29 protein-coding genes and 1 tRNA gene are annotated in these 26,209 nt (G+C 70.8%); 13 read left to right on the forward strand and 17 right to left on the reverse strand.

Annotation, left to right across the window (positions count from 1 at the left end; all coding sequences use genetic code 11):
• Positions 1–20: 20 nt before the first annotated feature.
• The 7 genes from BMW35_RS00090 to BMW35_RS00115 all read right to left on the reverse strand — a co-directional run bounded on the left by BMW35_RS00090 (position 21) and on the right by BMW35_RS00115 (position 8,296).
• On the reverse strand, positions 21–1,541 hold the full coding sequence (locus BMW35_RS00090; RefSeq protein ID WP_089667119.1) for a DUF7519 family protein: 1,521 nt from the start codon (positions 1,539–1,541) through the stop codon (positions 21–23).
• Entirely contained in the window at positions 1,538–2,923 is a 1,386-nt protein-coding gene (locus tag BMW35_RS00095) for a DUF58 domain-containing protein (protein WP_177170742.1), read from the reverse strand. The genes BMW35_RS00090 and BMW35_RS00095 overlap by 4 nt, the downstream gene beginning before the upstream one ends.
• Complete coding sequence (locus tag BMW35_RS15430; RefSeq protein ID WP_177170743.1) at positions 2,920–3,510, reverse strand: DUF7269 family protein; 591 nt, start codon at positions 3,508–3,510, stop codon at positions 2,920–2,922. The genes BMW35_RS00095 and BMW35_RS15430 overlap by 4 nt, the downstream gene beginning before the upstream one ends.
• Entirely contained in the window at positions 3,507–6,035 is a 2,529-nt protein-coding gene (locus BMW35_RS00100; RefSeq protein WP_143052108.1) for a transglutaminase family protein, read from the reverse strand. The genes BMW35_RS15430 and BMW35_RS00100 overlap by 4 nt, the downstream gene beginning before the upstream one ends.
• 58 nt (positions 6,036–6,093) lie before the next feature.
• The gene (locus BMW35_RS00105; protein ID WP_089667122.1) at positions 6,094–6,303 is read right to left on the reverse strand and encodes a hypothetical protein; all 210 of its coding nucleotides are present in this window, start codon (positions 6,301–6,303) and stop codon (positions 6,094–6,096) included.
• Positions 6,303–6,893 (reverse strand): AsnC family transcriptional regulator, encoded by a 591-nt coding sequence (locus BMW35_RS00110; RefSeq protein WP_089667123.1) that lies wholly within the window; start codon positions 6,891–6,893, stop codon positions 6,303–6,305. The genes BMW35_RS00105 and BMW35_RS00110 overlap by 1 nt, the downstream gene beginning before the upstream one ends.
• A gap of 197 nt (positions 6,894–7,090) precedes the next feature.
• Positions 7,091–8,296 (reverse strand): serine hydrolase domain-containing protein, encoded by a 1,206-nt coding sequence (locus BMW35_RS00115; RefSeq protein WP_089667124.1) that lies wholly within the window; start codon positions 8,294–8,296, stop codon positions 7,091–7,093.
• Positions 8,297–8,507: 211 nt separating this feature from the next.
• Here BMW35_RS00115 and msrA point away from each other — a divergent pair, with 211 nt between their 5' ends.
• From msrA to BMW35_RS00135, 4 genes are all read left to right on the forward strand, one after another.
• Positions 8,508–9,041, forward strand: a complete 534-nt coding sequence (gene msrA, locus BMW35_RS00120) for a peptide-methionine (S)-S-oxide reductase MsrA (protein WP_089667125.1) — start codon at positions 8,508–8,510, stop codon at positions 9,039–9,041.
• A gap of 158 nt (positions 9,042–9,199) precedes the next feature.
• Entirely contained in the window at positions 9,200–9,643 is a 444-nt protein-coding gene (locus BMW35_RS00125) for a pyridoxamine 5'-phosphate oxidase family protein (protein WP_177170744.1), read from the forward strand.
• A 24-nt stretch (positions 9,644–9,667) separates the two neighbouring features.
• Complete coding sequence (locus BMW35_RS00130) at positions 9,668–9,895, forward strand: DUF2249 domain-containing protein (RefSeq protein ID WP_089667127.1); 228 nt, start codon at positions 9,668–9,670, stop codon at positions 9,893–9,895.
• Positions 9,892–10,197, forward strand: coding sequence for a cupin domain-containing protein (locus BMW35_RS00135; protein WP_089667128.1), 306 nt, complete (start codon positions 9,892–9,894; stop codon positions 10,195–10,197). The genes BMW35_RS00130 and BMW35_RS00135 overlap by 4 nt, the downstream gene beginning before the upstream one ends.
• Positions 10,198–10,214: 17 nt before the next feature.
• Here the strand turns inward: BMW35_RS00135 and BMW35_RS00140 are convergent, their stop codons facing one another.
• Positions 10,215–10,487, reverse strand: coding sequence for a DUF2249 domain-containing protein (locus BMW35_RS00140; protein WP_089667129.1), 273 nt, complete (start codon positions 10,485–10,487; stop codon positions 10,215–10,217).
• A gap of 96 nt (positions 10,488–10,583) precedes the next feature.
• On the opposite strand from BMW35_RS00140, the gene BMW35_RS00145 reads away from it, so the two are divergent.
• From BMW35_RS00145 to BMW35_RS00165, 5 genes are all read left to right on the forward strand, one after another.
• Positions 10,584–11,240 carry a helix-turn-helix domain-containing protein gene (locus tag BMW35_RS00145; protein WP_089667130.1) on the forward strand — a complete coding sequence of 219 codons (657 nt, stop codon included), beginning with the start codon at positions 10,584–10,586 and terminating at the stop codon, positions 11,238–11,240.
• A 52-nt stretch (positions 11,241–11,292) separates the two neighbouring features.
• Positions 11,293–12,615, forward strand: coding sequence for a hypothetical protein (locus BMW35_RS00150; RefSeq protein WP_089667131.1), 1,323 nt, complete (start codon positions 11,293–11,295; stop codon positions 12,613–12,615).
• 280 nt (positions 12,616–12,895) lie between these two features.
• The gene (gene nirK / locus BMW35_RS00155) at positions 12,896–13,984 is read left to right on the forward strand and encodes a copper-containing nitrite reductase (protein ID WP_089667132.1); all 1,089 of its coding nucleotides are present in this window, start codon (positions 12,896–12,898) and stop codon (positions 13,982–13,984) included.
• A 181-nt stretch (positions 13,985–14,165) separates the two neighbouring features.
• Complete coding sequence (locus tag BMW35_RS00160) at positions 14,166–14,720, forward strand: DUF7998 family protein (RefSeq protein ID WP_089667133.1); 555 nt, start codon at positions 14,166–14,168, stop codon at positions 14,718–14,720.
• A 52-nt stretch (positions 14,721–14,772) separates the two neighbouring features.
• Positions 14,773–14,994 carry a DUF2249 domain-containing protein gene (locus BMW35_RS00165; RefSeq protein WP_089667134.1) on the forward strand — a complete coding sequence of 74 codons (222 nt, stop codon included), beginning with the start codon at positions 14,773–14,775 and terminating at the stop codon, positions 14,992–14,994.
• Between the two features lie 40 nt (positions 14,995–15,034).
• On the opposite strand, the gene BMW35_RS00170 is transcribed toward BMW35_RS00165, so the two are convergent.
• A complete protein-coding gene (locus tag BMW35_RS00170) occupies positions 15,035–16,252 on the reverse strand; it encodes a TIGR04347 family pseudo-SAM/SPASM protein (protein WP_089667135.1) in 1,218 nt (405 codons plus the stop codon).
• Complete coding sequence (locus BMW35_RS00175; RefSeq protein WP_089667136.1) at positions 16,249–16,500, reverse strand: Htur_1727 family rSAM-partnered candidate RiPP; 252 nt, start codon at positions 16,498–16,500, stop codon at positions 16,249–16,251. The genes BMW35_RS00170 and BMW35_RS00175 overlap by 4 nt, the downstream gene beginning before the upstream one ends.
• 150 nt (positions 16,501–16,650) lie before the next feature.
• Here BMW35_RS00175 and BMW35_RS00180 point away from each other — a divergent pair, with 150 nt between their 5' ends.
• The 3 genes from BMW35_RS00180 (at position 16,651) to BMW35_RS00190 (ending at position 19,754) form a co-directional block, all read left to right on the forward strand.
• Positions 16,651–17,733 carry a radical SAM protein gene (locus BMW35_RS00180; RefSeq protein WP_089667137.1) on the forward strand — a complete coding sequence of 361 codons (1,083 nt, stop codon included), beginning with the start codon at positions 16,651–16,653 and terminating at the stop codon, positions 17,731–17,733.
• 242 nt (positions 17,734–17,975) lie between these two features.
• A complete protein-coding gene (locus BMW35_RS00185; protein WP_089667138.1) occupies positions 17,976–19,130 on the forward strand; it encodes a multicopper oxidase domain-containing protein in 1,155 nt (384 codons plus the stop codon).
• A 78-nt stretch (positions 19,131–19,208) separates the two neighbouring features.
• Entirely contained in the window at positions 19,209–19,754 is a 546-nt protein-coding gene (locus BMW35_RS00190; RefSeq protein WP_245708101.1) for a halocyanin domain-containing protein, read from the forward strand.
• 32 nt (positions 19,755–19,786) lie between these two features.
• On the opposite strand, the gene BMW35_RS00195 is transcribed toward BMW35_RS00190, so the two are convergent.
• Positions 19,787–20,167, reverse strand: a complete 381-nt coding sequence (locus BMW35_RS00195; protein WP_089667140.1) for a hypothetical protein — start codon at positions 20,165–20,167, stop codon at positions 19,787–19,789.
• A 145-nt stretch (positions 20,168–20,312) separates the two neighbouring features.
• Positions 20,313–20,915: a superoxide dismutase gene (gene sod / locus BMW35_RS00200; RefSeq protein ID WP_089667141.1), complete on the reverse strand. Its 603-nt coding sequence runs from the start codon at positions 20,913–20,915 to the stop codon at positions 20,313–20,315.
• A gap of 150 nt (positions 20,916–21,065) precedes the next feature.
• On the opposite strand from sod, the gene BMW35_RS00205 reads away from it, so the two are divergent.
• On the forward strand, positions 21,066–22,211 hold the full coding sequence (locus tag BMW35_RS00205) for an acyl-CoA dehydrogenase family protein (RefSeq protein WP_089667142.1): 1,146 nt from the start codon (positions 21,066–21,068) through the stop codon (positions 22,209–22,211).
• 23 nt (positions 22,212–22,234) lie between these two features.
• Here BMW35_RS00205 and BMW35_RS00210 read toward each other — a convergent pair whose 3' ends face one another.
• From BMW35_RS00210 to BMW35_RS00230, 5 genes are all read right to left on the reverse strand, one after another.
• Complete coding sequence (locus tag BMW35_RS00210; RefSeq protein WP_089667143.1) at positions 22,235–23,467, reverse strand: sensor histidine kinase; 1,233 nt, start codon at positions 23,465–23,467, stop codon at positions 22,235–22,237.
• 185 nt (positions 23,468–23,652) lie between these two features.
• Positions 23,653–23,726: transfer RNA gene (locus BMW35_RS00215), tRNA-Thr, on the reverse strand.
• Between the two features lie 11 nt (positions 23,727–23,737).
• Positions 23,738–24,229, reverse strand: a complete 492-nt coding sequence (locus tag BMW35_RS00220) for a GNAT family N-acetyltransferase (protein WP_089667144.1) — start codon at positions 24,227–24,229, stop codon at positions 23,738–23,740.
• 2 nt (positions 24,230–24,231) lie between these two features.
• Entirely contained in the window at positions 24,232–25,428 is a 1,197-nt protein-coding gene (locus BMW35_RS00225) for a phosphoglycerate kinase (RefSeq protein WP_089667145.1), read from the reverse strand.
• Positions 25,429–25,575: 147 nt separating this feature from the next.
• Positions 25,576–26,205 carry a CBS domain-containing protein gene (locus BMW35_RS00230; RefSeq protein WP_177170745.1) on the reverse strand — a complete coding sequence of 210 codons (630 nt, stop codon included), beginning with the start codon at positions 26,203–26,205 and terminating at the stop codon, positions 25,576–25,578.
• Between the last annotated feature and the right edge of the window lie 4 nt (positions 26,206–26,209).

A 26,209-nucleotide genomic window follows, 5' to 3' on the forward strand; every position in this document is an offset into this window, starting at 1 on the left:
TGACACTACGTAACTCTGTATCAATCCGCCAGCGCGGCGACGAGCGCGGCGAGCGCGATGCCCGCCGCGGCGAGCGCGACGAACGCCCCGGTCTGGTCGGGCGCGTCGAGTCCGGCAGTGGCGTCGTACAGCCGCTGCGCGCCGTAGTACGCGAGCGCACCGAGCGCGACGCTCGCGGCGACGTGAACGAGTTCGACGCGCGCCGTGGGTGCCCGGCGGCCGAGTTCGGCTGCGAGGCCGACGCCGTGCTCGCCGACGTCCCAGACGACCATCCCGGCCGCGACGAGGCCGAACACGAACCCCGGGTTGGCGGCCTGCACGCCAGCCGCAGCGCCCGCGAGGACGAGGCCGGCGGCGGCGACGGCCGCGGGCGCGGCGCGCTGGGGGACGACCCGGAGGCTGCCGAGCACCGCGAACGCGACGAGGAGGCCGCCGAGCCCGAGCAGCGGGACGACGAGCGCGACGAGCGCGAGCGTCGGTTCGCCGGCGAGTTCGACCGCGTTGTCGAGGACCGGGCGCGCGGGCTCCGGAGCGGCGCGGCGCGCGGCGGCGACAACTCGACCGGCGAACACGACGCCGACTGCCGCCGCGAGCAGGCCGCCGCCGACGGTCGGCGCGACCCGCTGGAGGCTCTCGCGGTGGTCGCCGGTCGCCAGACGGCCGACCCGGAGCACGGCGTAGACGGCCAGCGAGACGACGACGGCGGCGAGCATAGCGACCCGGAGGCCGCCGCTGGACGCGACTGCGCCGGCCGTGGCCGCGAGCGGGTCCGGGGCCCGGGCTGCGATGCGGTCGGCGACCCCGCTGATGGCGACGACGGCGGTGACCGGCCACGCGAGCGCGGCGAGCCGCCACGCGGAGAGGCAGACGACCACAGTGAGTTCGGTGGCTCGCGCGGCTGTGTCCCGGTACGCCCGCGGTGCGAGTGCGACGACCGGTGCGGCGTCGACGCCCGCGGCGAGCGCCCGCGTCGTCACCGCGAACAGGACGAGGAACGCCGCGACGTCGACGGTGGTGCCCGTCGGCTCGACGAGCAGCCGTGCGAACCCGCCGAGGAGCGCGCCGAAGTCGTTCACCACGCCCGCCTCGCGGCCGACCCGGGAGGCTCCGGCCGCGAACACCGCGAGGAGTGGCAGGGTCGTCGTCGCGGAGACGACCGAGAACGCGCGGCCGACCGCGCCGCCGCCGACGCCGCCGGTGAACGCAGCCGTCGCACCGAAGCCGGCGGCCGCCAGCCCGAGTACCACGAACGGGTCGAGGAGGCCGTCGAGCAGCAGGGGGTCGGCCAGCGAGAGCGCGACCGCGGCCAGCACCGCAACGCCACCGGCGGGAGCCAGCACGGACGCTGCCAGCACCGCCAGCGGCTCCTCGCGGCCGGCGAGCCCGGTCGCCGCCGCCAGCACCGCGCCACCGGCGACCGCGAGCAGCGCCGGGGTGCCGTAGGTCGCGCTGGCGTCGTTCGCGGCGAACGCGACCACGACGAGCGCCACCACGCCGGCGACGAGCGTCGGTCGCCGGGTCGGGGTGTCGGTCGCGCTCACTGGCGGCCACCTCCCGTCACCGCGGTCGTGGCCCGCGACACGGCGCTCGCCAGGGACTCGTCGAGCGACCAGTCGACGACCTGCGCGCCCGTCGCCCGCAGGCGGTCCAGGGCGAGAACGCGGTCGGCCGCGGCCAGCGTCCGGCCGGGCGTGTCCGTCGCGGTCACGTCCGGCGAGACGGCCGTCACGCGGTGGTCGTCGGCGGCCAGCCGGCGCGCCAGCGCCACCGGGAAGTCGTCGAAGACGGGCGAGCAGACCACCACCTGCGTCCCGGGGTCGACGCGCGCCGCGAACTGCCGCACGCGAGCGTCGGTGTCGCCGCCGAGCCACGTCGTCTCGCCGCCGTCCGCTGCGGCGGCGCGCTCGCGCGTCGCGTCGGCCTGCTCGCTCACTGTGTCCGACTCCGCACCGTCCCCGGAGTCCGTCCGTCCGTCGTCCCGGCTGCCGACGGCGGCGTCGAGGACGGCCGCCAGTCGCGCGTGGTGGGCGTCCCCGGTCCCCGGCGGCACCCACGCGGGGTCCGGGGCGTCCGCGACCGGGTCGTCCAGCCCGAACACGGCGAGTCCGACCTGGTGGCCCGCGGTCTCCAGCGGTTCGACGGCCTGCGCGGCGGCGTACGCCGACAGCGCAGCGCCCGACGGCGCTCCCTCCCGGGCAGTCACGTCGGTGTCCGCGCGCGCGTCGACGGCGAGGACGACAGCCGCGGCGCGGCGCTCGCGGTAGTTCACGGTCGTGAGGTCGCCGGTCTTGGCGTACTGCCGCCAGTCGATGCGGGAGACGGGGTCGCCGGGCTGGTAGTCCCGCGTGGAGTGGAACTCGATGCCGGGGCCGCCGGTGTCCGTCGGCAGACTCCCGGCGTGCTGGGTCGTCTGCCGGCGCAGCGGGATGTCCGCGACTGCCACCTGGCAGTCCAGCGACGCGTCGCCGTCCGCCGGAACGTTCGCGGTTCGACTGGTCGCGCCCCCCGTTCCGCGCAGCCGCACGGTCGGGTCGCCGAACGGGAACTGGCCGCGGTCGGCGACGACCTCGTACTCGACGGTCGCGGTGTCGCCGGCCGCCAGCGCGAACCCGCCGCCGGTCGCGCCTCCGACGACCCGGAGCCCCTCGGGGACGGCGTCCGCGACCCGGACGTCGGTGAGCGCCGCGTCCCCCGTGTTCTCGACGGTCAGCGTCACTGCCACGCGGTCGCCGGGCAGCGGCGACGACGCCGACAGCGTGCGCTCAACGTCCAGCGACCCGGGGTCGCGAGGCGTTGAGACGGCCGCGAACACGACGAACGCGAGCGGAATCGCGGCGGCGACGAACAGCACGCGCTGCCCGCTCGCGACCCCGGCGGCGGCGAGCGCGAGCGTCGCCAGCAGCCCGCCGGTGTCGCGGCTCACTCCGTCACCTCCGCCGCGAGGGCGTGGGCCGCCGCCGCCGCCCGGCGCGCGCGGCGCTCGAACGCCTGCCCGGGGTGGAGCCAGCCCCGCAGACGCTCCCGAAGTGGGAGCCGTGGGGCGCGCTCGTCGCCGAGGAACGCCGCGGCGACGCGGTCGTCGGTCCACTCGCCGGCTGCCACCGCGTCCGCGGCGTCCGCATCGCCCGGGCCGGCACCCTGGGCGTACGCGCGCTCTGCGGTCACGCGCACTCGCTCCCGGACGAGGGCGCGAGCGTCGGTGCTGGCGCGCCCGGAGCTGTCCGCTGCCACTCGCGCGAGCGCCGCGTCGACGCGTTCGCCCGGCGCGTCTCGGTCGGACTGGTCGTGGTCGGCCAGCAGGAGGTCGTCGTCGGACCCGTCGGCGCTGCGGCGGCGGTGGAGCGCGTACGCGAGCAGGCCGAGGCCGAGCACGCCCGTCCCGAGGGTGGCGTCGACGCTGTCCGCGGGTCCGAGCGCGCTCGCCGGTGTGAGGCCGACGACGACGCCGACCGCGACCGCCGCGGCGAGGACGCCGAGCGCACCCAGCAGCGTCTCGCGAGCGGTCGTCACTGCTCGCCCTCCTCGGCGTCGAGGTCGCCGAGCGCGTCGGCCGCCTCCTCGGCGGCGGCGTCCGTGTCCCGACCCCCGTAGGCGGCGTCCCGGAACGACGACGCCACCCGGGTCACTGGCTCCCGCGGGAATCCGGCGTCGACGGCGGCCTGCGCCACCTCTACGGGCGTCTTCGTGCGCCAGCCCTCGACGCCGACGAGCGCGACGAAGCGCGCCCACACCCGCTGGAGGGGTGCCGGGGTATCGTCGTCTGCCGTCCCGTCTGCTGCCGTCCGGCTCCCGGCGCGGGCCGCAGCCGCGACGCGCTCGACGAACCCCGCGAGGTCCGGCAGCCGGAGGCGAGCCGGCAGCCCGGTGAGCCACGCGAGCACCTCGCGCCAGCCGTCGGCCGCGGCCGCCCGGAACTCGGCGGCGAGGTCGTCGAGCGCGTCCCCGAGTCCGGAGATGGCGTCCACGGCCGCGGCGAGCGCCTCGCGGGCCGCGTACCGGAGCGCGGCGACGACCCTGGCGAGTGTCAGGCCGCGCCGCCGCGCCGCGAGCGCGACGCCGGCGAGGACGCCGGCGGCCGCGAGGACCGCGAGCGCGAGCGACACGAGCACCCAGTCGACGGCCGCAGTCGCGGTCTTCCCGCTGGCGGTCGCCGTCACGGAGGGCGCGCGGTCGAGCGGGATGGTCAGTCGGACCGCGCCGTCCGCGTCGGTGACACCGACCTGCTTGCCGTTCAGCTGAACCGGTGCGCCGACGACCGGCTCGCCGCCCGAGGTCACTTTCGCGGTCGCGCCCGTCGTCGGCAGTGGCGCGACCAGGTCCGGGGAGACGGCGACCTGGAGGTCGTCCAGCGGGTACGACACCGTCTTCGAGAGGTCGTCGCGGCTGACGGCGATGTCCACGACGCCCGCCGCCGTCTCGGGAACTGTCACGGTGAGCTCCCCGTTTCCGTTCGTCCGACCCTGGTCGGTGCCGTCCAGCGAGACGGCCGCGTCGGCGAACGGCCGGCCGCCGACGGTCAGCCGCGCGTCGAGTGTCTCCCCGGGCTGCGGGGGACTGTCGAACGCGACGGACACGTCGGTCTGGACCTCGAACTCCCGGCTCGCCGAGCCGTTCCGGCCGTCGTCCGGCTGCTCCCGGCCGGGCAGCGATGCCAGCCCGTAGCCGCCGGCCGCGCCACCAGTCGTCGTCCGGTTTGCCGACGGCTCGACGGTGACGTTCACGGACTCGGCGTACGGCACGACGAAGCGCACCGCGCCGCTCTCGTTGGTCACGCTCGCGAAGCCGCCGTTCACCGAGACCGCCGCACCGGAGACCGGGCTGCCGGCCGCCGTCACGGTAGCGGCGACCGACTCGCCCGGCACGAGCGCGCCGCTGACGCGCACCTGGAACGTCTCCGAGCCCGCGGCGAGGTCGCTGTCGGCCTGCTGGCGGGGGGCGGACGGCGTCGGGTCGAAGCGCACCCAGCCGTAGTCCTCGAAGAACACCTCGACCCAGGCGTGGGCGTCGGCCCCGCGCACGAGATACTGGTCGTCGCCCACGCGCTCGCCGGACGTGTAGCCCGCGACGTACCTCGCGGGCACGTCCTGTGTCCGCAGCAGGACCGTCATCGCCGTTGCGAAGTTCTCACAGTAGCCGACGTCGTGCTCGAAGAGGAACTCGTCGGCGGCCTGGTCGCCGGTCTCCGGCGCGTCCCGCAGCGAGTACGTCTTCTCCCCTTCGAGGTAGGCCTCGACGGCCGCCGCGGCGTCGTAGCGGTTGTCGGCGTCACCGACGATGCGCTCGGCGAGTCGGCTGACTCGCTGTGTGGTGTCGACGGTCGTGTACTCCGTCGACGCGACGGAGCCGGAGACCCGCACCTCCCGCAGCAGCCCGCGGTCCGAGACGGATTCGAGGCTGCTGACCTCGTAGGTCTCACCGGCCGGCACCAGCGGGTCGGCCGCGATTCCGGACGTCTCGGTGGCGTCGAAGGTGGTCTCCTGGTCCGTCTCCGGACCCGGGTCGTACCGGAGGTCGACGGGTCGCCACGGCGCTGGCAGCCTGTTCGCGGGCTGCCGGAGCGTGACGGTGTGCCAGGTCACCTCGCGCTGGTCCGGCGGCCGGCTCGGGGCGACTCGGCTCACGGGCCGCTGCGCCCAGCCGCCGCCCGTGTACGCGACGTAGCCCGTCGTCCGCCAGTACTGGGGTTCCTCGCTGGTCGCGAGGAAGTGCGGACGGGCGGCTCCCCGGAGTTGCTCCTCGGAGATTGGGCCGCCGACGTCGGTGCTCCCGCCGGCCGTGAGCGCGCCGAACGTCTCGCCGCCCGGCACTTCGAGGCCGCCGGCGTCGGACGGCTCGCCGACGAGGTCGCGCACGAAGTCGAACTGGCTCAGCGCCCTCGGGAGGTCCTCGGCGGAAGCGGGGGAGTCGAGGCCGCCGAGGGGTGCCTCGCCCGCGAGGGCTGGTGCCGCGGCGGCGGCGGCGACGAGCGCGAACGCTGCGGCGACGGCCAGCAGCGCCCGGCGCGTGTCGGGACCGTCGGGGGCGGCGTCAGACATCACGAGGGGGTTGTCGGCCACGGCACGTATAACGTTCGGCGGGTCGCTGGCCGCGCAATCACTCGAACTCTCGGACGCCGACGGCGACGAGCAGCGCCTGCGCGAACAGCCCGGCGAACAGGGCAGCGGCACCGAACATCGCGGGCGCGGCGAGCAGTCTGGCGGTCTCGTAGGGGAGGACGAGGCGGCTGAACCCCATCGTGAAGAACGCCACGAGCACGAGGCCGAACGCGACCAGCGACAGCGACGTGAACCGGCTCCGGTCCATCACGCGTCGGCGTCCAGGCGCTCGTAGCGGTCGACGAACTGGCTCCGGCAGGACCCACAGCAGAAGTGGTGGCGGTCGCCGTCGATGGTCGCCGTCTCGCCCTCGCTGGTGACGGTGTTTCCGCACTCGTCGCAGGCGAGCGCGAGGTCGACGCCACCGACAGTCGGCTGCCAGGACGAGGACGCCACCGCCGTCACGTCGTAGTCGTCGACGGCGTCGAGGGCGACGGCGTCCGCGACCCACGCGGAGACGTCCGCGACCGGCAGCCGGGCCGAGCAGACCACGTCGCCGGCGGCGGTCACGAACACGTGTTCGACGGCGTCCTCGCCCTCGACGGCCGCCTGTACCTCGGCCTCTCGGCCGGGCCGGACGGCGAACTCCACGAGGACCTGCGTGCCGTCCCGAAGCCGGGCGCGGTCGAGGTCGACCGTGAACCGCCGGAGCACGCCCGCCTCCCGGAGTTTCGCGACGCGGTCGGAGACGGCTGGCGGCGACAGGTCCACGTCGTCGGCGATGTCGCTGTACGGCCGGCGCGCGTCCGTCGCCAGCAACTCCAGGATGCGGCGGTCGGTGTCGTCGAGGTCGCTCATACCGCCACTCGACCCCGTGAACACAAAGTCGTTTCCCCAAACCACGCTCGAATCCAAAGTGCGGCGCACGATGAGGTGGGCGACGTGAGGCGGAGAACTCCAGTAGTTCGGTAGGACTAACGGGCGAATCTGTCCCCACACATCATCGTCGAAGCGATGAGGTGTGGCGGCTGCGAATCGCCCGTCGAGGACGCCGGCTACGACTCGTCGGACGACGGCCAGGCATCGACATCCGCGACGGCGTCGTTCACCGTGGTTTGGATGTCCGCGAGCGCGTTCGACGAGCCGCCCCGGTCGCTGAAGAGGACCGCGACGGTGACGCCGTCCCGGCGGCGCTGCAACATTCCGTACGATCCCGGTAGCGACCCGTACGCTGTGGCGTACTCGAAGTTCTCCGCGGTCGCGAACCCGTCGAGGCGGTGGTCGGCGGCGAACGCGACCAGCGTGCGCGCGCTGGTCACGAGGCCGCCCGCGCCCCCGAACGCGCTGACAAGAAACCCGCCGTCCGAGCACGGGACCGCTTCGTTGCGGTCGAGTTCGGCCGCGTTCGGGCAGTTCGCCGCGCTCTCGTAGGCCACCTCGCGGTCGCGGCGGTTCTCGGGGAGCGCCCGCCCCTCGTAGAGGGGGTCGGGCGGGTCGCCGCCGAAGAACTGTTCGCGGACGTACGCGGGCAGCGACTGGCCGCTCTCGGCCTCGACGACGAGGCCGAGCAGCGCGTACCCGAAGTTCGAGTAGGCGTGGCGCTCGCCGGGCTCGTACTGGAGCGGCTGGCCGAGCACGTACCGCGCGAAGTCTCGCGTGGTCGGCGGCTCGTCGAGCCCCAGTTTCTCGGCAACGTCGAACGGGTGGAACATCGGGTCGGCGGCCGCCGAGTGGTCCCAGCCCGCCGAGTGGTCGAGGAGGTGCTGGACCGTGACTGACTGGAGGCGGTCGTCGCCGAGGCCGTCGGCGGGTTCGACGTCGAGGACGTCGAGGACGCGCGTCTCCGGTGAGAGGCCGTCGCCGAACAGCGACCGCGTGGCGGCCGAGGTGAACGACTTCGAGAGGCTCGCGATCCGGAACAGTGCGTCCGGCGGCGTCTGTTCGCTGCGGCCGGGGTCGCTGTAGCCGTAACCGCGTTCGAGCACGACGTCGTCGTCTTTCGCTACGGCGAGCGTGGCAGCGGGGACGTCGTGCTCGAACGCGAACTCGCGGACTGCGTCGTCGAGCGGCGCGAGTTCCGGGACGCGGTCGCCGGTGGCTGGGTAGTCGGGTGTGGCGGTCGTCTCGGTGGTCCCGGATTCGGTCGTCGGTCGGTCGGTCTGCGCGTCGGTGCAGCCGGCGACGGTCGCGGTGGCCGTCGCGCCGAGCGCGGCGAGGAACTGCCGCCTGGAGGGGGTCAGAGCGGGGGTGTCTCGTGGCATCGGTGTAAAGACTCTTTTACACCAAAGTGGGGCTTACACTGACACTTACTTTCTTCGGTCGCAGGCGTCAGCGCGCAGAGATATCGAGTTCGTGACCGCGAGCCGCGAGGACAGCGCCGCGACCGTCGAGGACGCCGGCTACGGGGCCTCGGCCTGACCGGCGCGTTCCGGTGCCGGGTCTGTTAACTGACGTGCGCACCAACGACGTGATATGACGACGGAGACAGCGACGGTCGGCGGCGGCTGCTTCTGGTGTACCGAGGCGGCGATGGAGGAACTCTCGGGCGTCGTCGACGTGACCTCGGGGTACGCGGGCGGCGACACCGAGGACCCCTCCTACCGTGCGGTCTGCTCGGGGACGACCGGTCACGCCGAGGTCGTGCAGGTCGAGTACGACACCGACGAGCTCGCCTACGAGGACATCCTGGAGGTGTTCTTCACCGTCCACGACCCGACGACGGTCGACCGCGAGGGGCCGGACGTCGGCAGCCAGTACCGCTCCATCGTGCTCTACCACGACGACGACCAGCGCGACCGCGTCGAGGCGTTCGTCGACGAACTGGACGCGCAGGGAGCTTTCGACGACCCCATCGTCACCGACGTCGAGCCCCTCGACGTGTTCTACCGGGCGGAGGAGAAACACCAGAACTACTTCGAGAAGAACCCGAACGCGGCGTACTGCACCGTGAACGTCGCGCCGAAGGTGTCGAAGGTCCGCGACCAGTTCGCCGACCAGGTGCAGTGACCGGCGTCGACCCCGGACGGATGTGAGACGCTACCGGACGGCGTCCCAGCCTGCTGGAATCGCGTCGACGGTTCATGGGTGTCGACCCGCACTAGTTCGGTACAGGCATGAGCGAGGACTCCTCCAGTGACCGGTCCGCCGTCGGGGGCGGTGTGGGTATGACGCGCGACGAGGCGCTCGCGTTCCTCGCAACCCAGGGGGCCGGGGTGCTGTCACTGACCGGTGACCCGCCCTGCTCGCTGCCGATGTCGTTCGCCGTCGACCAGTCGACGGACCGGGTCGTCGTCCAGGTGCTCTCCGGGCCGGACAGCGCGAAGACGGAGTTCCTCGCGGACGGCGTGGGTGCGTCACTGGTGGCGTTCGAGCGGTCGACGCCCGACGACTGGGTGAGCGCAGTCGCGAGGGGCGAACTGGTGGCCGTCGAACGCACCCCGGAGCGCGTGGCGGCGTTCGCGGACCACGCGAAGTCCGTCGGGATGGAAGTCTTCGACAGCGACCCCCGCGACCTCGACGGGACGTGGTACGAACTCCGGCCGGAATCAGTCACCGGCCGCTGCGGCCCGGATTGGGACGAGGGGAACACGTTCGGGGAAACGCGGTAGCTGACCGGCCCGCTATCTCTGGGCATGCCACGACTCGACGTTCGGGACGTTCCGCCGGCGCAGCGCCACCCGCGAATCAGGACGGCCTTCGAGGAACTGGACGGCGGCGAGACGCTCGAACTCGTCAACGACTACGAACCGAAGCCGCTGTTCTACGAGTTCGCGTCGGAGGTCCAGTCGTTCGACGCGGACGGGTACGAGGTCACCCGCACCGAGCCCGACGAGTACGTCGCGACGTTCCCGAAACGATGAGTCCGAGCGTCGTCTCACTCGACGACCTGGACGGCGACCCCCACGCCGCCGTCTTCCCCGGCGAGGAGCCCAAGACCGTGCGGCTCACGCTCGACGCCGGCGAGTCGGTGCCCGCCCACCAGCACCCCGGCCGGACCGTCGTCTGCCACGTCCTCTCGGGCGAAGTCGAGATGGCACTCGGCGACGACGAGGTGACGGTCGGCGCGGGCGAGGTCGCGCGCTTCGACGGCGGCCAGGACATCTCGCCGACGGCCGTCGAGCCGAGCGTCGCGCTGCTCGTGCTCGCCGAGCGGCCCGAGTGAGAACCCGCCGTCTCCGCTTACGCCTCCCAGATACCCGTGACGACGGCGTCCTCGACCTCGACGGACGCGTACTCGTAGCCGCGGTCGTCGAGTTTCGGGTAGAGGTGCTGTGGGGCGCGGTCGTTCACCTGCACGAGCACCACGTCGCCCGCCAGTTCGGGCAGCGTCTCCAGTGTCTCGACCATCGGGTCCGGCGGCCCCAGCTCGCGGACGTCGATGACCTCGCGGTCGCGGTCGGTCGGCGCGGGCGTCTCGGCCAGTTCCGCCGTCCAGTCGATAGGCGTGGTCACGTCTGGACGTAGGTCGTCCCGAGCCCTGAGAGATGTCCCGAACACGTTCGGGAAAGCGCCTTGGGTCTGTGGTGGGTACGAACGAATATATTCGCCATGGCCCGCGCAGAACTCACCATCGACCTGCCCGACTCGGTCTGGATATCCCGGATATCCACGACGTACCCGGACACCCGGTTCAGCGTGCTCGCGGCCTTCCCGGACGAGGACCACGGCGTCGCGCTGCTGGAAGTCAGCGGCCCCGACGTGGTCGAGGCGCTGCAGGACATGCACGAGTCAGACGCCGTCACCCAGCTCGACCCCCTCGAACAGAACGACGATTCGGTGCTCGTCCAGTTCGAGACCGACGAACCGCTGCTGCTGTTCTCGCTGCGGGAGGCCGGACTCCCCCTCGACCCGCCGCTGGAAATCCAGGATGGCCGAGGTACACTCGAGGTCGTCGCGCCCCACGCGAAGCTCTCGGGGCTCCGCGAGCAACTGGACGCCTTCGGGATGGACTTCGAGGTCGGCTACCTCTACGAGTCCGGGGACTCCGAGCGCCTGCTCACGCCGCGCCAGCAGGAAGTCCTCGTCGCCGCCATCGAGGCCGGCTACTACGACACGCCCCGGGAGTCGACGCTGACGGACCTCGCCGACGACCTCGACACCGCGAAGTCCACGCTCAGCGAGACGCTGCACCGCGCCGAGGAAACAGCGATAAAGCAGTTCGCGACGAACCTCCCGGCGTTCGACGAGGAGGACCTCGCCGCATGAGGCGAACACGTTCGGGACAACCGGGAGCGTCGCGGCGACCCAACACCGGAGTATGAGCGCCATCCCCGGCGGCCTCGCCACGGACCAGCAGCCCCCGATGACGGTGCCCCTGCGACACTTCGTCGTCGCGCTCGCGTTCCTGCTGGCAGGCGGCGGCCTCGGTCTCGCGAGCGCACTCGGGGTCGCCAGTGGTCTGGCGGGGCTCGCCCACGTCCACCTGCTGCTCGTCGGCTGGGTCTGTGTCACCATCATGGGCGCGATGACGCAGTTTGTGCCGGTCTGGTCGAACGTCGACTTGCACTCGCGGCGGCTGGCGAACGCCGCGCTCGCGCTCGTCACCGTCGGCGTCGCCGGCCTCGGCTGGGCGTTCTGGACGGCCAGCGGCCACTGGATTCACGGCTTTGGCGGCTTCGTCGTGCTCGGCGTCTACGCGTTCGTCTACAACCTCGGCCGCACGCTCGCCCGCGTGGACGACCTCGACCACACCGAGGCGCACTTCGCGTTCGCGCTCGCCGCGTTCGCCGTCGTCGTCACGCTCGGCTTCGTGCTCGCGATGGACCTCTCGATGGGCGTCCTCCCGGTCGCGGGGCTCACGCACGCCCAGGTCGTCGGTGCGCACGCCACGCTCGCCGTCTTCGGCGTCGTGCTCGCGACCATCCTCGGCGCGCTCTACCAGCTCGGGACCATGTTCACGCAGACCGACCTCCACGGCGTCGACCACCTGCTCCGGCGCGTCGAGTACGGCTACCCCGTCGGCGTCGTCGTGCTCGCGGGCGGCCGGCTCGTCGGCTCCCGGCCGGTCGCCGTCCTCGGCGCTATCGTCCTCACCGCAGGGACACTGGCGTTCGCCGGCATCCTCGCCCGGAAGCTCTACGAGAGCCGGGTCGACCGCACGCCGATGCTCACACGGTACGCCGTCGCCGCCGTCGCGCTGGCCGCGTGGAGCCCGCTCGCGCTCGCCGCGTGGGTCGAGCAGCCGCTCGCCCGCCAGACCCTCTTCGGGTTCGGGGCCACCACCCACCTGCTGTTCGTCGGCGTCGTCGGCTTCGTCCTGCTCGGCTCGGTCTACCACGTCGTCCCGTTCATCGTCTGGGACCACCGGTACAGCGACCGGCTGGGCTTCGAGCCCGTGCCCATGATCGACGACCTCTACAGCGACCGGCTGGCCGCCGTCGACGGCGCGCTCGTCACCCTCGGGACGCTCGCGTTCGTCGCCGCGCAGGCCGACCTGCTCCCCGAGGCGGTCGGGCAGGCGGGCGGCGGGCTGCTGGTCGTCGGGCTGCTGGCGTTCACCGCGAACGTCGTCGGCGTCGTCTGGAAGCACGGCGACGTGCTGCCGGCGCGCCTCCGGTCGCGGCCCGGAAACGCGGACTGACGGAGATTCTCCTCGCGTGTGGACTGACAGTGGGCCCTCGCCGTCCCAGTGGACCGCGGCCCCGCGCCTGCTCGCCCGTGACCGGCTCGATTCGGGGGCGTCGGGCGAACATATTGCCTGTCCCTGACCCCCATTCATTCCCCTCGGCCGCCATTTAAGTATAGTGCCCGAATACGTTCGTAGCGCCCCTCAGACGCCGGGAATGGGTCTCGTGGCGCAGGAATCACGAGCCCGGTTGAAGTGGGTGGCCCCGCTACGACGAAGTGGAGGGCGACCCACAATGTTCGACACTACTCGACGGAAGATGCTGCAGGCGATGGGCGTCGGCGGAGCGACCGCGACGATTGCGGGGTGTGCCGAAGCCCCAACCGACGACACCGCCGAGACCGAAGCCCAGTCACTGGCCGAACAGGTGCAGAACTCGACGCCCAACGAGGTCGACGTCGACACGGTCGCCGCGGACCCGACGGACGTTCCGGACCCCATCGACCGTGACCAGCCGAAGACTCACGACATCACACTCGAAACCACGGAGGTCACGGCCGAAATCGAGCCCGGGGTCACCTTCGACTACATGACCTTCGACGGGCAGGTGCCGGGGCCGATGCTCCGGGTCCGGCAGGGCGACACGGTCAACCTCACGCTCGAGAACCCGGAGGGCAACGCGATGCCCCACAACGTCGACTTCCACGCCATCTACGGGACCGGCGGGGCCGCCGAGGCGACGCACGTCAACCCCGGTGAGAGCGCGAGCGTGTCCGTCCGGATGGAGTACCCGGGCGCGTTCATCTACCACTGCGCCGTCCCGAACCTCGACATGCACATCTCGTCGGGGATGTACGGGATGATTCTCGTCGAGCCCGAGGACGGGCTCCCCGAGGTCGACCACGAGTTCTACTTCGGACAGAACGAAATCTACACGGACAAGTCGACTGGCACGGAGGGCCACCACGCGTTCAGCATGGACGCGATGGCCGACGAGAACCCGACGTACGTCACCCTGAACGGGGAGAAGTACGCGTACGCGGCGGCCCGGAAGGGTCCGCTGGAGGTCGAGAAGGGCGACTCGGTCCGCGTCTACCTGGTGACCGGCGGTCCGAACGTCACGTCGAACTTCCACCCCATCGGGAACGTCTGGACGGAGGCGTGGCCGAACGGTGCTATCGAGAGCCAGCCGGACAAGAACGTCCAGACGATGAAGGTCGCGCCCGGCAGCTGTTTCGTCGGGACGATGGAGACGCCGGTGCCCGAGCGCATCAAGCTCGTGGACCACGCGCTCAGCCGGGTCGCTCGCAAGGGCCTGCTCGCCGAAATCGACGTGCTCGGCGAGGAGGAGCCGGACATCTTCGACCCGAACCCGAACGAGTGACGCCGCCGGCTACCGCCGCGGCACCTGACCGTCGCCCGCTGCGACCGGCCGGCCGTTGACGCGGCCGACGCCGTCTCTGTCATCCTTCCTGTCGTCTGTTCCCCCAGCCACTGACGCCGCACTGAGCGGCGCGAACACGTTCGGGGCCACGGCCTCCCGGGTGGCCGTCCTACCTCGATGCATGTTCGGAGCCAGTTCTGACGACGCGCTCGCGCCCGAGGGCGAGTTCGACCCGAGTACCGAGCCGACACCCGGGGAGTTCCTGGACGGCCACGACGTACTGACCGGCGACGCTCACGTCGCGTTCCACGACACCACCCGGGCGCTCTTCGAGGAGCGCGGCGTCTACGACATGACCTTCGGCTACAACCTCGCGGACCTGAACCGCGACACCCGCCACAGTTCCGCGGGCTACCGGTACGCCGAGGCCGCCGACGACCCGGACGTGTTGCTCGCGGAGTTCACCCCGACGACGCCGTTCTGCCCGCAGAGCGACACGCTCACCAGAGGGTCGTTCCGGGCGTGGAACGGCCTCGCGGACCGCCACGGCTACGACCTCGTTCGCGTGCGCGTGTCCCCGATGCACCAGCGCAGCGCCGACATCAACGACGCGCTCGCCGACATGGAAGCCGAGTTCCGGGAGACCGGGGAACTCCCCGACGGGGACGCGAGTCCGGGCGAAGCGAGCGCACCGCCGACCCGCGACGAGACCACCTCGACGGACGCACCGTTCTGACCCGAACTACTTCGGGAGAACCGACTCCGCTGGCAGTCTCGTACCCAGACACATGCACGACGAGCCGGACGCACGACTCGACGCTCGCGAAGTCGACGGCGAACCGTTCAGCGACATCGTCGCCGCCATCGAAACGCTCGGCGACCGGGAGACGCTGCTGCTGGTGAACAGCTTCGAGCCGGAGCCGCTGTACGGCGTGCTGACCGACCGCGGCTTCGACTACGAGACCGAACGGGCCGGCGACGAGTGGCGCGTCTACATCACGCCGAATTGACCGTCGACCAGCTCGCTTCTCGAAAAACAGGTGTCGCCAGTCAGTCGGCCGACGCGTCCTCGACCGCGCTGGCCGCCGCCTCCGGCTCCCGCTCGTCCTCGGTGAGGTAGCACTTCGGGTCCGGGTCGAAGGGGCCGCCGGCGGACAGCGCGCGCAGCCGGGACCCGCCCCGGCAGATGGACTGGTACTGGCAGGACGCACACCGCCCGGTGAGGCGGTTGTCGCGGTCACGGAGCCCCCGCAGCAGGGGGTTCGTGTCGTCCGTCCAGATGTCACTGAACGGGCGGTCGCGGACGTTCCCGAGGCTGTACCCCTGCCAGAACTGCGTCATGTGGACGTTGCCCTGGTAGTCCACGTCGGCGATGCGCTCCCCGGTCGGGTCGCCGCCGTTCGCTTCGAGGTAGCGGTGGATGCGGTCGGCCTGCGCGTCGCCGAGTTCCTCGCGCGCGTACTCCACGAGGAACCCGGCGTCCGCGTAGTTCCCGACGAGCAGCGTCTCGATTTCCTTCCCCTCGGCGTGGTACTCGCGCGTGAGGTCACAGACCATCTCGACCGCCTCCCGGGTGTCGGCCGGCGAGAGGTCGAGGTTCGAGATGTCCGCGCCGCGGCCGCCGTAGTCGAGGTGGTAGAAGCAGAAGCGGTCGAGGCCCACGTCGTGCAGGAGGTCGACGACCTCCGGCAGGTCGGGGGCGTTGGCCTCAGTGATGGTGTACCGCAGCCCGGTCTTCAGGCCGGCGTCGAGGCTGTTCTCGATGCCGCGCACCGCGGCGTCGAACGCGCCGTCCTCGCCCCGGAACTCGTCGTTGCGCTCCGGCAGCCCGTCGACGGAGACGCCGGCGTACTTCAGGCCCGCCTCCTTCATCGCCTCGGCGCGCTCCTCGGTGATGAGGGTCCCGTTCGTCGAGAGGACCGGCCGGATACCGACGTCGTCGGCGTACGCGATGAGTTCTTCGAGGTCATCCCGAACCATCGGCTCGCCGCCCGAGAACAGCACGACCGGGATACCGAAGTCCGCGAGGTCGTCGAGCAGCGCTTTCCCCTCCTCGGTGGAGAGTTCGCCGGGTGCCGTCTCGGTGTCGGCGGCGGCGTAGCAGTGCGAGCAGTAGAGGTTGCACTGCTTCGTGAGGTTCCAGACGACGACCGGCCGCTGCTGTTTGTCCTCGGTAATCTGGTCCTCGGAGGACTCGTCGGCGGCGTCGTACCGCAGGCCGTCGCTCTCCGCGTCGAGGTCACACAGCAGCTTGCTGACGGAAATCACGCCGACCGCCCCCCGTCGACGCCGGCCGCGGTGTACCGCCGCGTCTCGTCGGCCGGACACACCCAGACCGTCTCGGCGACCCAGTCGAACAGCGCCGACGCGTGGTCGTGTGCGCCGTCGGCGTCGCCCGCGGTCACGCTGCCCACGTGCTTGAGCGGCCCGTCGGCGTCCTCGCGGACGAACACCTCCCACTCGCGGCCGGTGGCGCTCCGCGGCTCGTCGGTCACCCGCGTTCGTTCCGCTGTCATACCACGCCCTAGCCGCGCGCCCCAAATGGGGCTCCCGTACGTTCCCGTCGGCTGGGAACACACCCGCCGATACAAGCCCCAGAACCCGATACGTCGACGTGGGGCGGGACAGCCGCACGCGAACCGCTGGCTGTCGGCCCCGACCCAAGCATGACGCCAGTAGATACGAGCGAGCGACCGTTCGTGCTCATCTGGGAAGTGACACAGGCGTGCGAACTCGCCTGCGAGCACTGCCGGGCGGACGCACAGCCCCGGCGACACCCCGACGAGCTCACGACCGAGGAGGGGAAACGCCTGCTCGACGACGCCGCCGACTTCGGCGACGGACAGCTCGTCGTGTTGTCCGGCGGGGACCCGCTGGCGAGACCGGACACCGTCGAGCTCGTCGAGTACGGCACCGAACAGGGCCTCCGGATGACGGTGACGCCCAGTGGGACGGAGTCACTGACCCGGGAGGCCGTGGCGTCGCTCGCCGACGCTGGCGTCAAACAGCTCGCCGTGAGCATCGACGGGGGTAGTCCGGCGGCGCACGATTCGTTCCGTGGGGAGGCCGGTAGCTTCGTGGAAACCGTCCGCGCCGCCAGGGCCGCCCGCGAGGCGGGCGTGCCGCTGCAGGTGAACACGACGGTCTGTGGAGGGACCGTCGAGGACCTGCCGGCCGTCCGTGACCTCGTTCGCGACCTCGGGGCGACGCTGTGGAGCGTGTTCTTCCTCGTGCCGGTCGGCCGCGGCCGCGCGCTCGACGCCATCCCGCCGGAGCGCGCCGAGCGCCTCATGGAGTGGCTCGACGAGGTCGCCCGCGAGGAGAACTTCGGCATCAAGACGACTGAGGCCCCGATGTACCGTCGCGTGCGCGCACAGCAGGCGCAGGCGCGCGACGGTGGCGGTGCCCAGCGCCGGGGCGGCATCACCGCCGGCGACGGCTTCGCGTTCGTCTCGCACACGGGCGAGGTGTACCCGTCCGGGTTCCTCCCCGAGTCCGCGGGGAACGTCCGCGAGCAGTCCGTCGTCGACGTGTATCGGGACAGCGACCTCTTCGAGACGCTGCGCGAGAAAGACGACCTCCGGGGGAAGTGCGGGGCCTGCGAGTTCCGGCACTCGTGTGGCGGCAGCCGGTCGCGGGCGTACGCCGCGACCGGCGACCCGATGGGCAGCGACCCGCTGTGTCCGTACGTGCCGGCGGGATACGACGGCCCGCTCCCCGAGCGGCAGCGGGCGGCCACCGACGACTGACGGCGTCGGACGGACTGGCCGATTACTCGATTCTCGTGGCGCTGACTGCCAGCGGCAGCGACGCGGAGCCGCCCGTGACGGTGGGGTGTATCAACCGTGAGCGAACGTGTTCGGGCGAAGGGTTTAGGTAGTGCCAAACGGGTCGGCTCAGGCGCTCAGGCGTTCCCAGACGGTAGGAACGGTTCCCCAGTAGAGGGAATCAGCGGGCCGCGATTAAGTAGGGGGGTCGTACCCCGAACTGTATGACGAACCAGTTCGGCGCACCAGGCCTCGGCATCTCGCGGCGCGAATTCGTTGCGGCGACCGGTGGTATCGGCACGGCGGCTCTCGCCGGCTGCACTGCACCCGACGGCGGCGACGACGTGCAGACCGCCACGGAGACCGCGGCGACCGACACTGTACAGCAGTCCGGGCTCCCGACGACGAGCCCGCCGGAAGTCGTCGACGCGACCGAGCAGGGCAATCAGGTCACGCTGAAGAGCGTCCCCGCCGTCCACGAAGTCCATCCGATGGAGACGATGGGTGGCCCCGTCGAACTCCCGCGCGTCTGGGCGTTCGCCACGGAGGACGGCGACCCGAGCGTTCCCGGCCCCATCGTCCGCACGGAGGAGGGCGAAGACATCGAGGTGACACTCGACAACACGGACGGCAAGCGCCCGCACACGCTGCACTTCCACGGCTCGCAGACCTCGTGGGAGAACGACGGCGTCCCGACGACGACCGGCATCCGCGTGGCAGCCGGCGAGAAACACACGTACACCATTCCCGCCAACGTCCCCGGGACGCACATCTATCACTGCCACTACCAGACCCACCGCCACATCGACATGGGGATGTACGGCATCTTCCGCGTCGATCCGAAGGGGTACGAGCCGGCGGACAAGGAGTACTTCATGACGGTCAAGGACTGGGACAGCCGTCTGAACCGGAAGATGGCCGGCGAGGACGTCGAGTACAGTCCCCGCACGCGCAATCCGGACGTGTTCACCGTCAACGGGAAGTCCGCGCCCCGCACCCTCCACCCGGAGGACGGCTCGCCCGTCATCGTCGAGCAGGGCGACACGGTCCGCATCCACCTCGTCAACGGCGGCTACATGAACCACCCGCTGCACATCCACAACCACCGCTTCAAGCGCGTGGAGAAAGACGGCGGCCAGATTCCGGAGGCCGCCCAGTACGAACACGACATCAGTGACATGGCACCGGCGGAGCGCCACACCATCGAGTTCGAGGCGAACGCCGAGCCCGGCATCTACCTGATGCACTGCCACAAAGTCAACCACGTGATGAACGGGAACTTCTACCCTGGCGGGATGCTGACCGGCATCGTCTACAAGGAGGCGATGGACACGGACATCTTCGGGAAGTTGATGGAGTACGCGGGCTACGATGCCTAGACGAGGATGACTCACAGCGATTCAGCGGTCACGAGACGGAGCCTGCTCCGGGCGTCTGCGGGCGCTGGAGCGGCTGCAGTGGGCACGAGCGCGCTCGCCGGCGGCGCGGCGGCACAGGACGCCGGCGTCGCCGAGTGGCTGAGCGGCGTCAGCAACTACGACGGCGTCGTCGACGAGACCGGGAGTGACTCGGTCACTGTCGAAGTCGGCGTCGAGGCGAACGGGGGGCCGTACGGCTTCGGGCCGGCGGCCGTTCGCGTCGACCCGGGGACCGAAGTGACGTTCGAGTGGGTGTCGAACACCCACAACGTCGTCGTCGAGAGCCAGCCGGAGAACGCCGACTGGAGCGGCGAGGAGGAGATCAACAACGAGGGCTACACGTACAGTGCCACCTTCGAGACCGAGGGCGTCTACCAGTACTTCTGTGGCCCCCACCGCAGCATGGGCATGAAAGGCGCTGTCGTCGTCGGCGACGTCGAGGTCGGCGGCGGGAGCGGTGGCGGCGGCATCGACTGGGCAGAGGTCGGCGTACTCGGCTTCGCCGGCATCCTCGGGCTCGGGCTGCTGTCTCCGCTGGTCTCCCGAGCGCTCGGTGAATCGGAGCGCGGCAGGCGGCACCGATAGTCGGTCGGCGAGTTCGGTTCTCCGGTCTGTCGTCAGGCGTCCAGCACGTTCGCGAGGACGTCCAGGACAGTCGTGTCCAGGGTGTCGTCGCGGAGCGTCGACGGCGCGACGACCGCCACGCCCGCATCGTCGGCAGTCCGGTGCGCGCGGTCGGTGACCGTCGCGAGCGACGTGAGCAGCGTCGCGTCCGCGCTCGCTTCTGCTGCGCCCCGAATCAGGTACTGGACGTGGTCGGCGGTCGCCGCGGCGTCGGCGTCGTCGACGACCATCGCGAGGAGCTTCGACGGCCCCTTGCCGTCCTCGCGGAGCGCGCGCATCACCACCGTCTCGGAGTTGACGCGTGCGCTCGCCGTCACCCAGCCCTCCGCGACCAGGCGCTGGCGGACGTCGTCGAGGAACGGAGAGGCAGCCACAGGAAGACGTTCGAGCGAGCGACTGTAGCGTTTACGGCCGGACTGCCGGCGTTGTCAGTTGTTCGGGCGGCAGAACAGGGCCGAGAAGACGGGTGGACCGGGTGGCGGACGGGCGTGGGTGGACAGCGACTAGCTGCCGGACGCGTTACTCGAAGCGGTCGACGGCCTGCTCGAAGCGGTCGCGGGGTTCCTCCCAGTCGACGACCTCGAAGAAGGCGTCGACGAAGCTGCCGCGGTCCGGGCCGTAGTCGTAGTAGTAGGAGTGCTCCCAGACGTCGAGGGCGAGAATCGGCTGGCTGCCCCAGAGCGCGCCCTGGTCGTGCTTGTCGACGGCGACGTTGCGGAGCTGTTCGCTGTGCGGGTCGTAGACGAGGAGCGCCCAGCCGCCGGCGGCCGAGGCTGCGGCCTCGAACTCGGCCTGCCAGGCGTCGTAGGAGCCGAAGTCCTCGGCGATGCGGTCGGCGAGCGCGCCGGACGGCTCGTCGCCGCCCTCGGGGCTCATCGACTGCCAGAACAGGGTGTGGAGGATGTGGCCGGAGCCGTTGTGGGTGACGTCACCGAGCGCGCCCGCGGTGGAACCGTGGTCGTCGGACTCGCGATTCTCTTCGAGGGTCTCCTCGGCGGCGTTCCAGCCGTTCACGTAGCCCTGGTGGTGGGTGTCGTGATGCCACGTGAGGACCTGTTCGCTGATGTGCGGTTCGAGTGCGTCGTAGTCGTAGGGAAGCGGCGGCAGTTCGTAGTCGGACATTGCAGTTAACCCCGTGACACGGCTGCCTTATGGTGGTTTCCGGAACCCGATTTAAGTTGTCTCGGTGACAGAACCGGGCGGGCGGGGAACTGTGGTGACATTGTCCACCGTTTACCAGTACTTTTGACCCGGTGTGCGGTAGAACGACACATGGACTTCGGACTCAGCGACGAGCAACAGGCAATCCGAGACGAAGTGCGGCGCTTCGCCGAGAACGAGATCATTCCGGTCGCCAGCGAGTACGATCAGGCGGAGAAGTTCCCCCACGAGGTCATGGACAAGGCCGCCGACGCCGGCCTCCTCGGCCCCGGTATCCCTCTGGAGTACGGCGGTGCCGGCTACTCGCCGCTGGAGACGGCGATCATCGTCGAGGAACTGTTCGCCGCAGACCCCGGGATCGGGCTCTGCATCTCAAGCGCCGGCTTCGGAGCCGAGGCCATCATGGCGTTCGGCACCGAGGACCAGAAAGAGCGCTTCCTCGAACCCATCCCGTCCGGTGACGCCATCATGGGGTCGGCCATCTCCGAGCCCGACACCGGGTCGGACGTCTCCAGCGTCGCTGCCACCGCCGAGAAGGACGGCGACGAGTGGGTGCTCAACGGCAACAAGATGTGGATCACGAACGGTTCGGTCGGCGACTACTTCGTCGTCCTCTGCAAGACCGACCCCGACGCCAGCGGGCGCTACAACGGCTTCAGCCAGATCGTCGTCGAATCCGACCGCGACGGCTTCCAGGCGGACAAGATCACGGGAAAGCTCGGCATCCGCGCCTCGGACACCGCCGAACTCATCCTCGACGACGTCCGCGTCCCCGAGGAGAACCTCATCGGTACGGAGGGCGGCGGCTTTCTCCAGATCATGCAGTTCTTCGACGAGACCCGTACGATGGTCGCCGCGCAGGGCGTCGGCATCGCCCGCGGCGCGACCGACCGCGCACTGGAGTACGCCCAGGAACGCGAGCAGTTCGGCCGCCCCATCTCGGACTTCCAGGCCATCGAGCACAAGCTCGCCGAGATGCGCACGCAGACCGAGGCAGCGCGCACGCTCACCCAGAAGTCCGCGTGGAGCGTCGAGAACCGCGACGAGCAGCTCACCGCGCTCGCGTCCATGGCCAAGGAGTTCTCGTCCCGCGTCGCTGTCGAGGTCGCCGACGAAGCCGTCCAGATTCACGGCGGTGCCGGCTACGTCAACGACTTCGACGTCGAGCGCTTCTACCGCGACGCGAAGATCACCCAGATCTACGAGGGCACCACGGAGATCCAGAAGAACGTCATCGCCCGCGAGATGCTGGAGTAACGCAGCCACCACAGAGCGCCCGGTCAGTCGGTCTGTGGGACGGGCACGCTGTCGCCCTCGGGCGGCTTCGCCGTCTCCCCGTGTCGCGGGAGTTCCGTGACGAACTCCGTGCCGCCGGCGTCGCTTGCGCCGACGGTGACGTTCCCGCCGAACGTCCGGACAGCGGTGTGAACGATGTTGAGGCCGCTGCCGACCGGCCGGCTCTCGAAGAACGCCTCGCTGTCCTCGACGTCCAGTCCCGGACCGTTGTCGGCGACGCGCACCACCACGGTCTCGTTCTCGCGGGTCACCTCGACCGACACCGCCGGCGTGTCGGCGTCGTTGTGTTCGATGCCGTTCGTCACGAGGTTCCGGAACACGGAGTTCAGGAGTTCGTTGCCGTGGACGTGACAGGAACCGTCGGGGATGTCGGCGCGGACGCGAGCGTCCGGGAACGTGTCCTCGACCCGGGACACCTCGCCCCGCAGGATGTCCGCGACATCGACTGAGGTGACGCCGCCGTCCCTCGTCAGCTTCCCGACGACGCCACAGACGTCCTGTATCTCGTCGACCTGCTGCTCGGCAATGTCCAGATGTTCCTCGACTTCCGGGTCGTCGGTGCGGCGCTGTGCGAGGTCGAGCCGGCCGCGCAAGACGTTCACGACGTTCGGAACGTCGTGGCTGACGAGATAGTTCAGGAGCGTGGAGCGCTCGCGGTCGGCCTCGATGCGGTCGATGTGGCGGTCGAGGCTCGCCGTCATCCGGCGCAGCGACGCCCCGAACCGGCCGGGAAGCGTCTCTTCGAGTACGGGCGCATCGAAGTTGTGGTCAGCGAGCGCCTCGGCCTGCTCGGCGACCACGCCGAGGTGGTGGTGCATCGCTGCGAACGCGTCGACGAGCTCCCCGATTTCGTCGCGCTGGTCGGTCGCCGGCGGGTCCTCGACGAGGTCACCCTCCGCGATGCTGGTGGCAGCGGCCCGGAGCTTCGTCACCGGCTCGACGAAGTCCCGTTCGACGACGAGGACGGTGTTCGCGAACGCCAGCCCCGCGCCGAGCAGGAGGACCGCGGATGTCACTACCCGCGCCGTGCCCGAGAGGTACAGGGGCACGGCCACCTGTGCGACCGACACCGCGAACTGGATACCGACTGCCATCAGTACTTTCGCGCGCACGGAGCCGGTGACGCCGACGACGTCCATCGTCCACCAGATGAACGACTCGTAGCGCCCGCGGACCCCGGTCGGTGCCTCTGTCGGACTGGAGTGGCTCTGGGTCATCTGTCGTTCTCGTGGCGTCGCAGTGGTCGCTGCGCACCCCTTTCTTACGGACGCCGGTATCAAGTAGAGCCCATCCGGTTACTGGGTAGTGAGAACGCGGGAGTGGAGTCGGTCTACACCCGCTCAACGCGCGACCGACGGTGCTGAGCAGGCGTGACTACGGACGCGCGGGCTCCCGGTGTGAGAGCCAAGGGTGCGATTTGAACGCACGAACTCTCGATTACAAATCGAGTGCTTGGACCACCCAAGCTCCCTTGGCGCAATTCGAGATTACGCGTCGTCCTTTGAGTGCGTATCGTTTTCCGCCGACCGTTCCAGGGTGACCCGGTGTGCCTCGTACCCCCGGGACTCGTAGAGCCGGCGGGCGGCCTCGTTGGCGGCGAGCGCTTCGACCGCGAGCGCGTCGACGCCGCGGTCGCGCAGCGCGTCCTCGGCGTAGTCCAGGAGCGCGGACCCGAGTCCGTCGCCGCGCAGGTCGGGCCTGACGTAGATGTTGTCGACGACGCCTCTCGCGGCGTCCGTCTCGTAGAAGCCAGTCTCCGCGTGGAACATCACGAATCCGACGGGGACGCTCCCTCGGGTGGCGACCGCGACGCCGTCGGCGTGAACGTACTGGGCTATCAGGTCTCGGGCCTGACTACGGTTCGCTGCGGCGAGCAGGTGGGAGCCGTGGGCGCGCTGCTCGTCGGCGAGCGCGACCCACATGTCGGCGACGGCGTCGACGTCCTCGCCGGTCGCCGGCCGGACGCGCGGGTCCGGCATCGTCACCGGAGCGCTTCGACAGCGGCCAGCTCCTCGCCGGTGAGCATGCGGAGCGCGGCACCGCCGCCAGTGCTCACGTGGTCGAAGCCGGAGAGCCCGAATTCGCGGATGGCGGCCGCGGTGTCGCCGCCGCCGACGATGCTGTACACCGCGCCGGATGCCGCCTCGAAGATACCCCGGGTGCCGTCGGCGAACTTGTCGTCCTCGAAGACGCCGGCCGGGCCGTTCAGGACGGCGGTACCGGTCTCTGCGAGTACGTCTGCGTACGCCGCGACGGTCTCGCTGCCGACGTCGAGGAGCGCCTCGTCGTCCGCCGGCGGCAGGTCGTCCGTGGAGAGTTCGACCCGCTCGCCGTCGCGTTCGACGGCCACGTCGACGGGGAGGTGGAGACGGTCTCCGTACTCCGCGAGGAGGTCGCCGGCGCGCGCAATCTCGTTCTCGTAGCCGCGGTCGTGGATGAACGCGGTCGACTCCCGGCCGACGTCGACCCCGGCGGCCGCGAGGAAGACGTTCGCGACGACGCCCGTGACGAGGACGTCCTCGGCGAGGTCGTGTTCGAGGGCGTGTTCGGCGACCATCACCGAGTCCGGGACCTTCGCGCCGCCGACGACGTACGTGCGGGGCGTCGGCGTCTCGTCGATGGCACCGAGCACGGCGAGTTCCTCCTCCATGACGCGGCCGGCGTACGCCGGCACGCGCTCGGGGAACCCGACGAGGGAAGGCTGGGAGCGGTGCGCGGCCGCGAACGCGTCGTTCACGTAGGCGTCGAGGGCGGGTGCGAGCCGGTCGACGAGGAACGTCTCGGCCGCACGCGGCGGCTCGAACTCCATGTACTCCTCGCTGTAGAACCGAGTGTTCTCCAGGATGACGGCCTCGCCGCCGTCCAACTCGGCGATGGCGTCTCGGGCGTCCTGCGAGAAGGTGGCGTCACAGTACGACACGGGGAACTCGAGCAGGTCGTCGAGTCGTTCGGCGTGGGACTCGAGGCGCGCGAACTCGTCGCCGCCCGGACGGCCCTGGTGGGCGAGCACGGCGACGCGGGCGTCGTCGCCGAGCAGTTCGGCCAGCGTGTCGACGTGCGCGCGGAGGCGAGCGTCGTCGGCCAGCCGACCGTCGTCGGTCAGCGGGCTGTTGATGTCGACGCGCACCCCGACCGCGCGGTCGGCCGCCGCCAGGTCGTCGAGGGTCCGTATCGGCATGTATTCCAACGGACTTCGTGTGCCTGTATATGCGTTTCCGTCGCGCGAGACGCCGCCAGCTGGCAATACTCGGATGCGAGTAAATAGACAGGTCTAGCGCCACAGTGACGTGGCCGGACCGCGACCCGAGGGCCGGCCGCTGGCCCGTCAGACCGACCGGCACTCGGTACAGAGCAGCCGACCGTTGACGCTCGCGAGTTCGGCCGCGAGGCCTCCGCAACTCTCGCAGACGCCCTGCTCGGCGTAGTCGTTGGGCGCTGCGCCGTCGGCGTACTCGTCGGTCGGGCCGTCAGCGAACTCCTCGCTCGTGGACTCGGCCATCTCGACGGGTGTGTCGGTAGTGGCGGCGACGCTGCCGGGTGCACCGCCCGTGGCCGGCGTGCTCCCGCCGGACTCCGTGCGGCCAGCTACTGCCGGCGCGATGTCGCGGGCTTCGAGCACGCCTTCGACGCTGTCGTCGGCCGTCACGAGCACGCGGTGGTCGCCGGTGCGCGCCATCACGTCACCGGCCTCGGTGACCGTCGCGCTCTGGGGCAGCGACGCAGGCGTCTCCGTCATCACCTCCGCGACGTCCACCGAGGAGAGGTCGCGGTCGTCGGCGACGACGTCGATGACCGTGTCTGCGGTGAGCATCCCGACCGGTTCGGTTCCACGGAGCACCACCGCCGAAGTGGTGTTCTCCTCGCGTAGCAACGACACGGCGTCGAGCAGTCCGTCGGCCTCGCTGACACCGACGAAGTCGCGGGACATCACGTCCCTGAGCGCTAACTGATCCATGCGT

It is taken from the genome of Halobacterium jilantaiense (assembly GCF_900110535.1).
Taxonomy (GTDB): Archaea; Halobacteriota; Halobacteria; order Halobacteriales; family Halobacteriaceae; genus Halobacterium; species Halobacterium jilantaiense.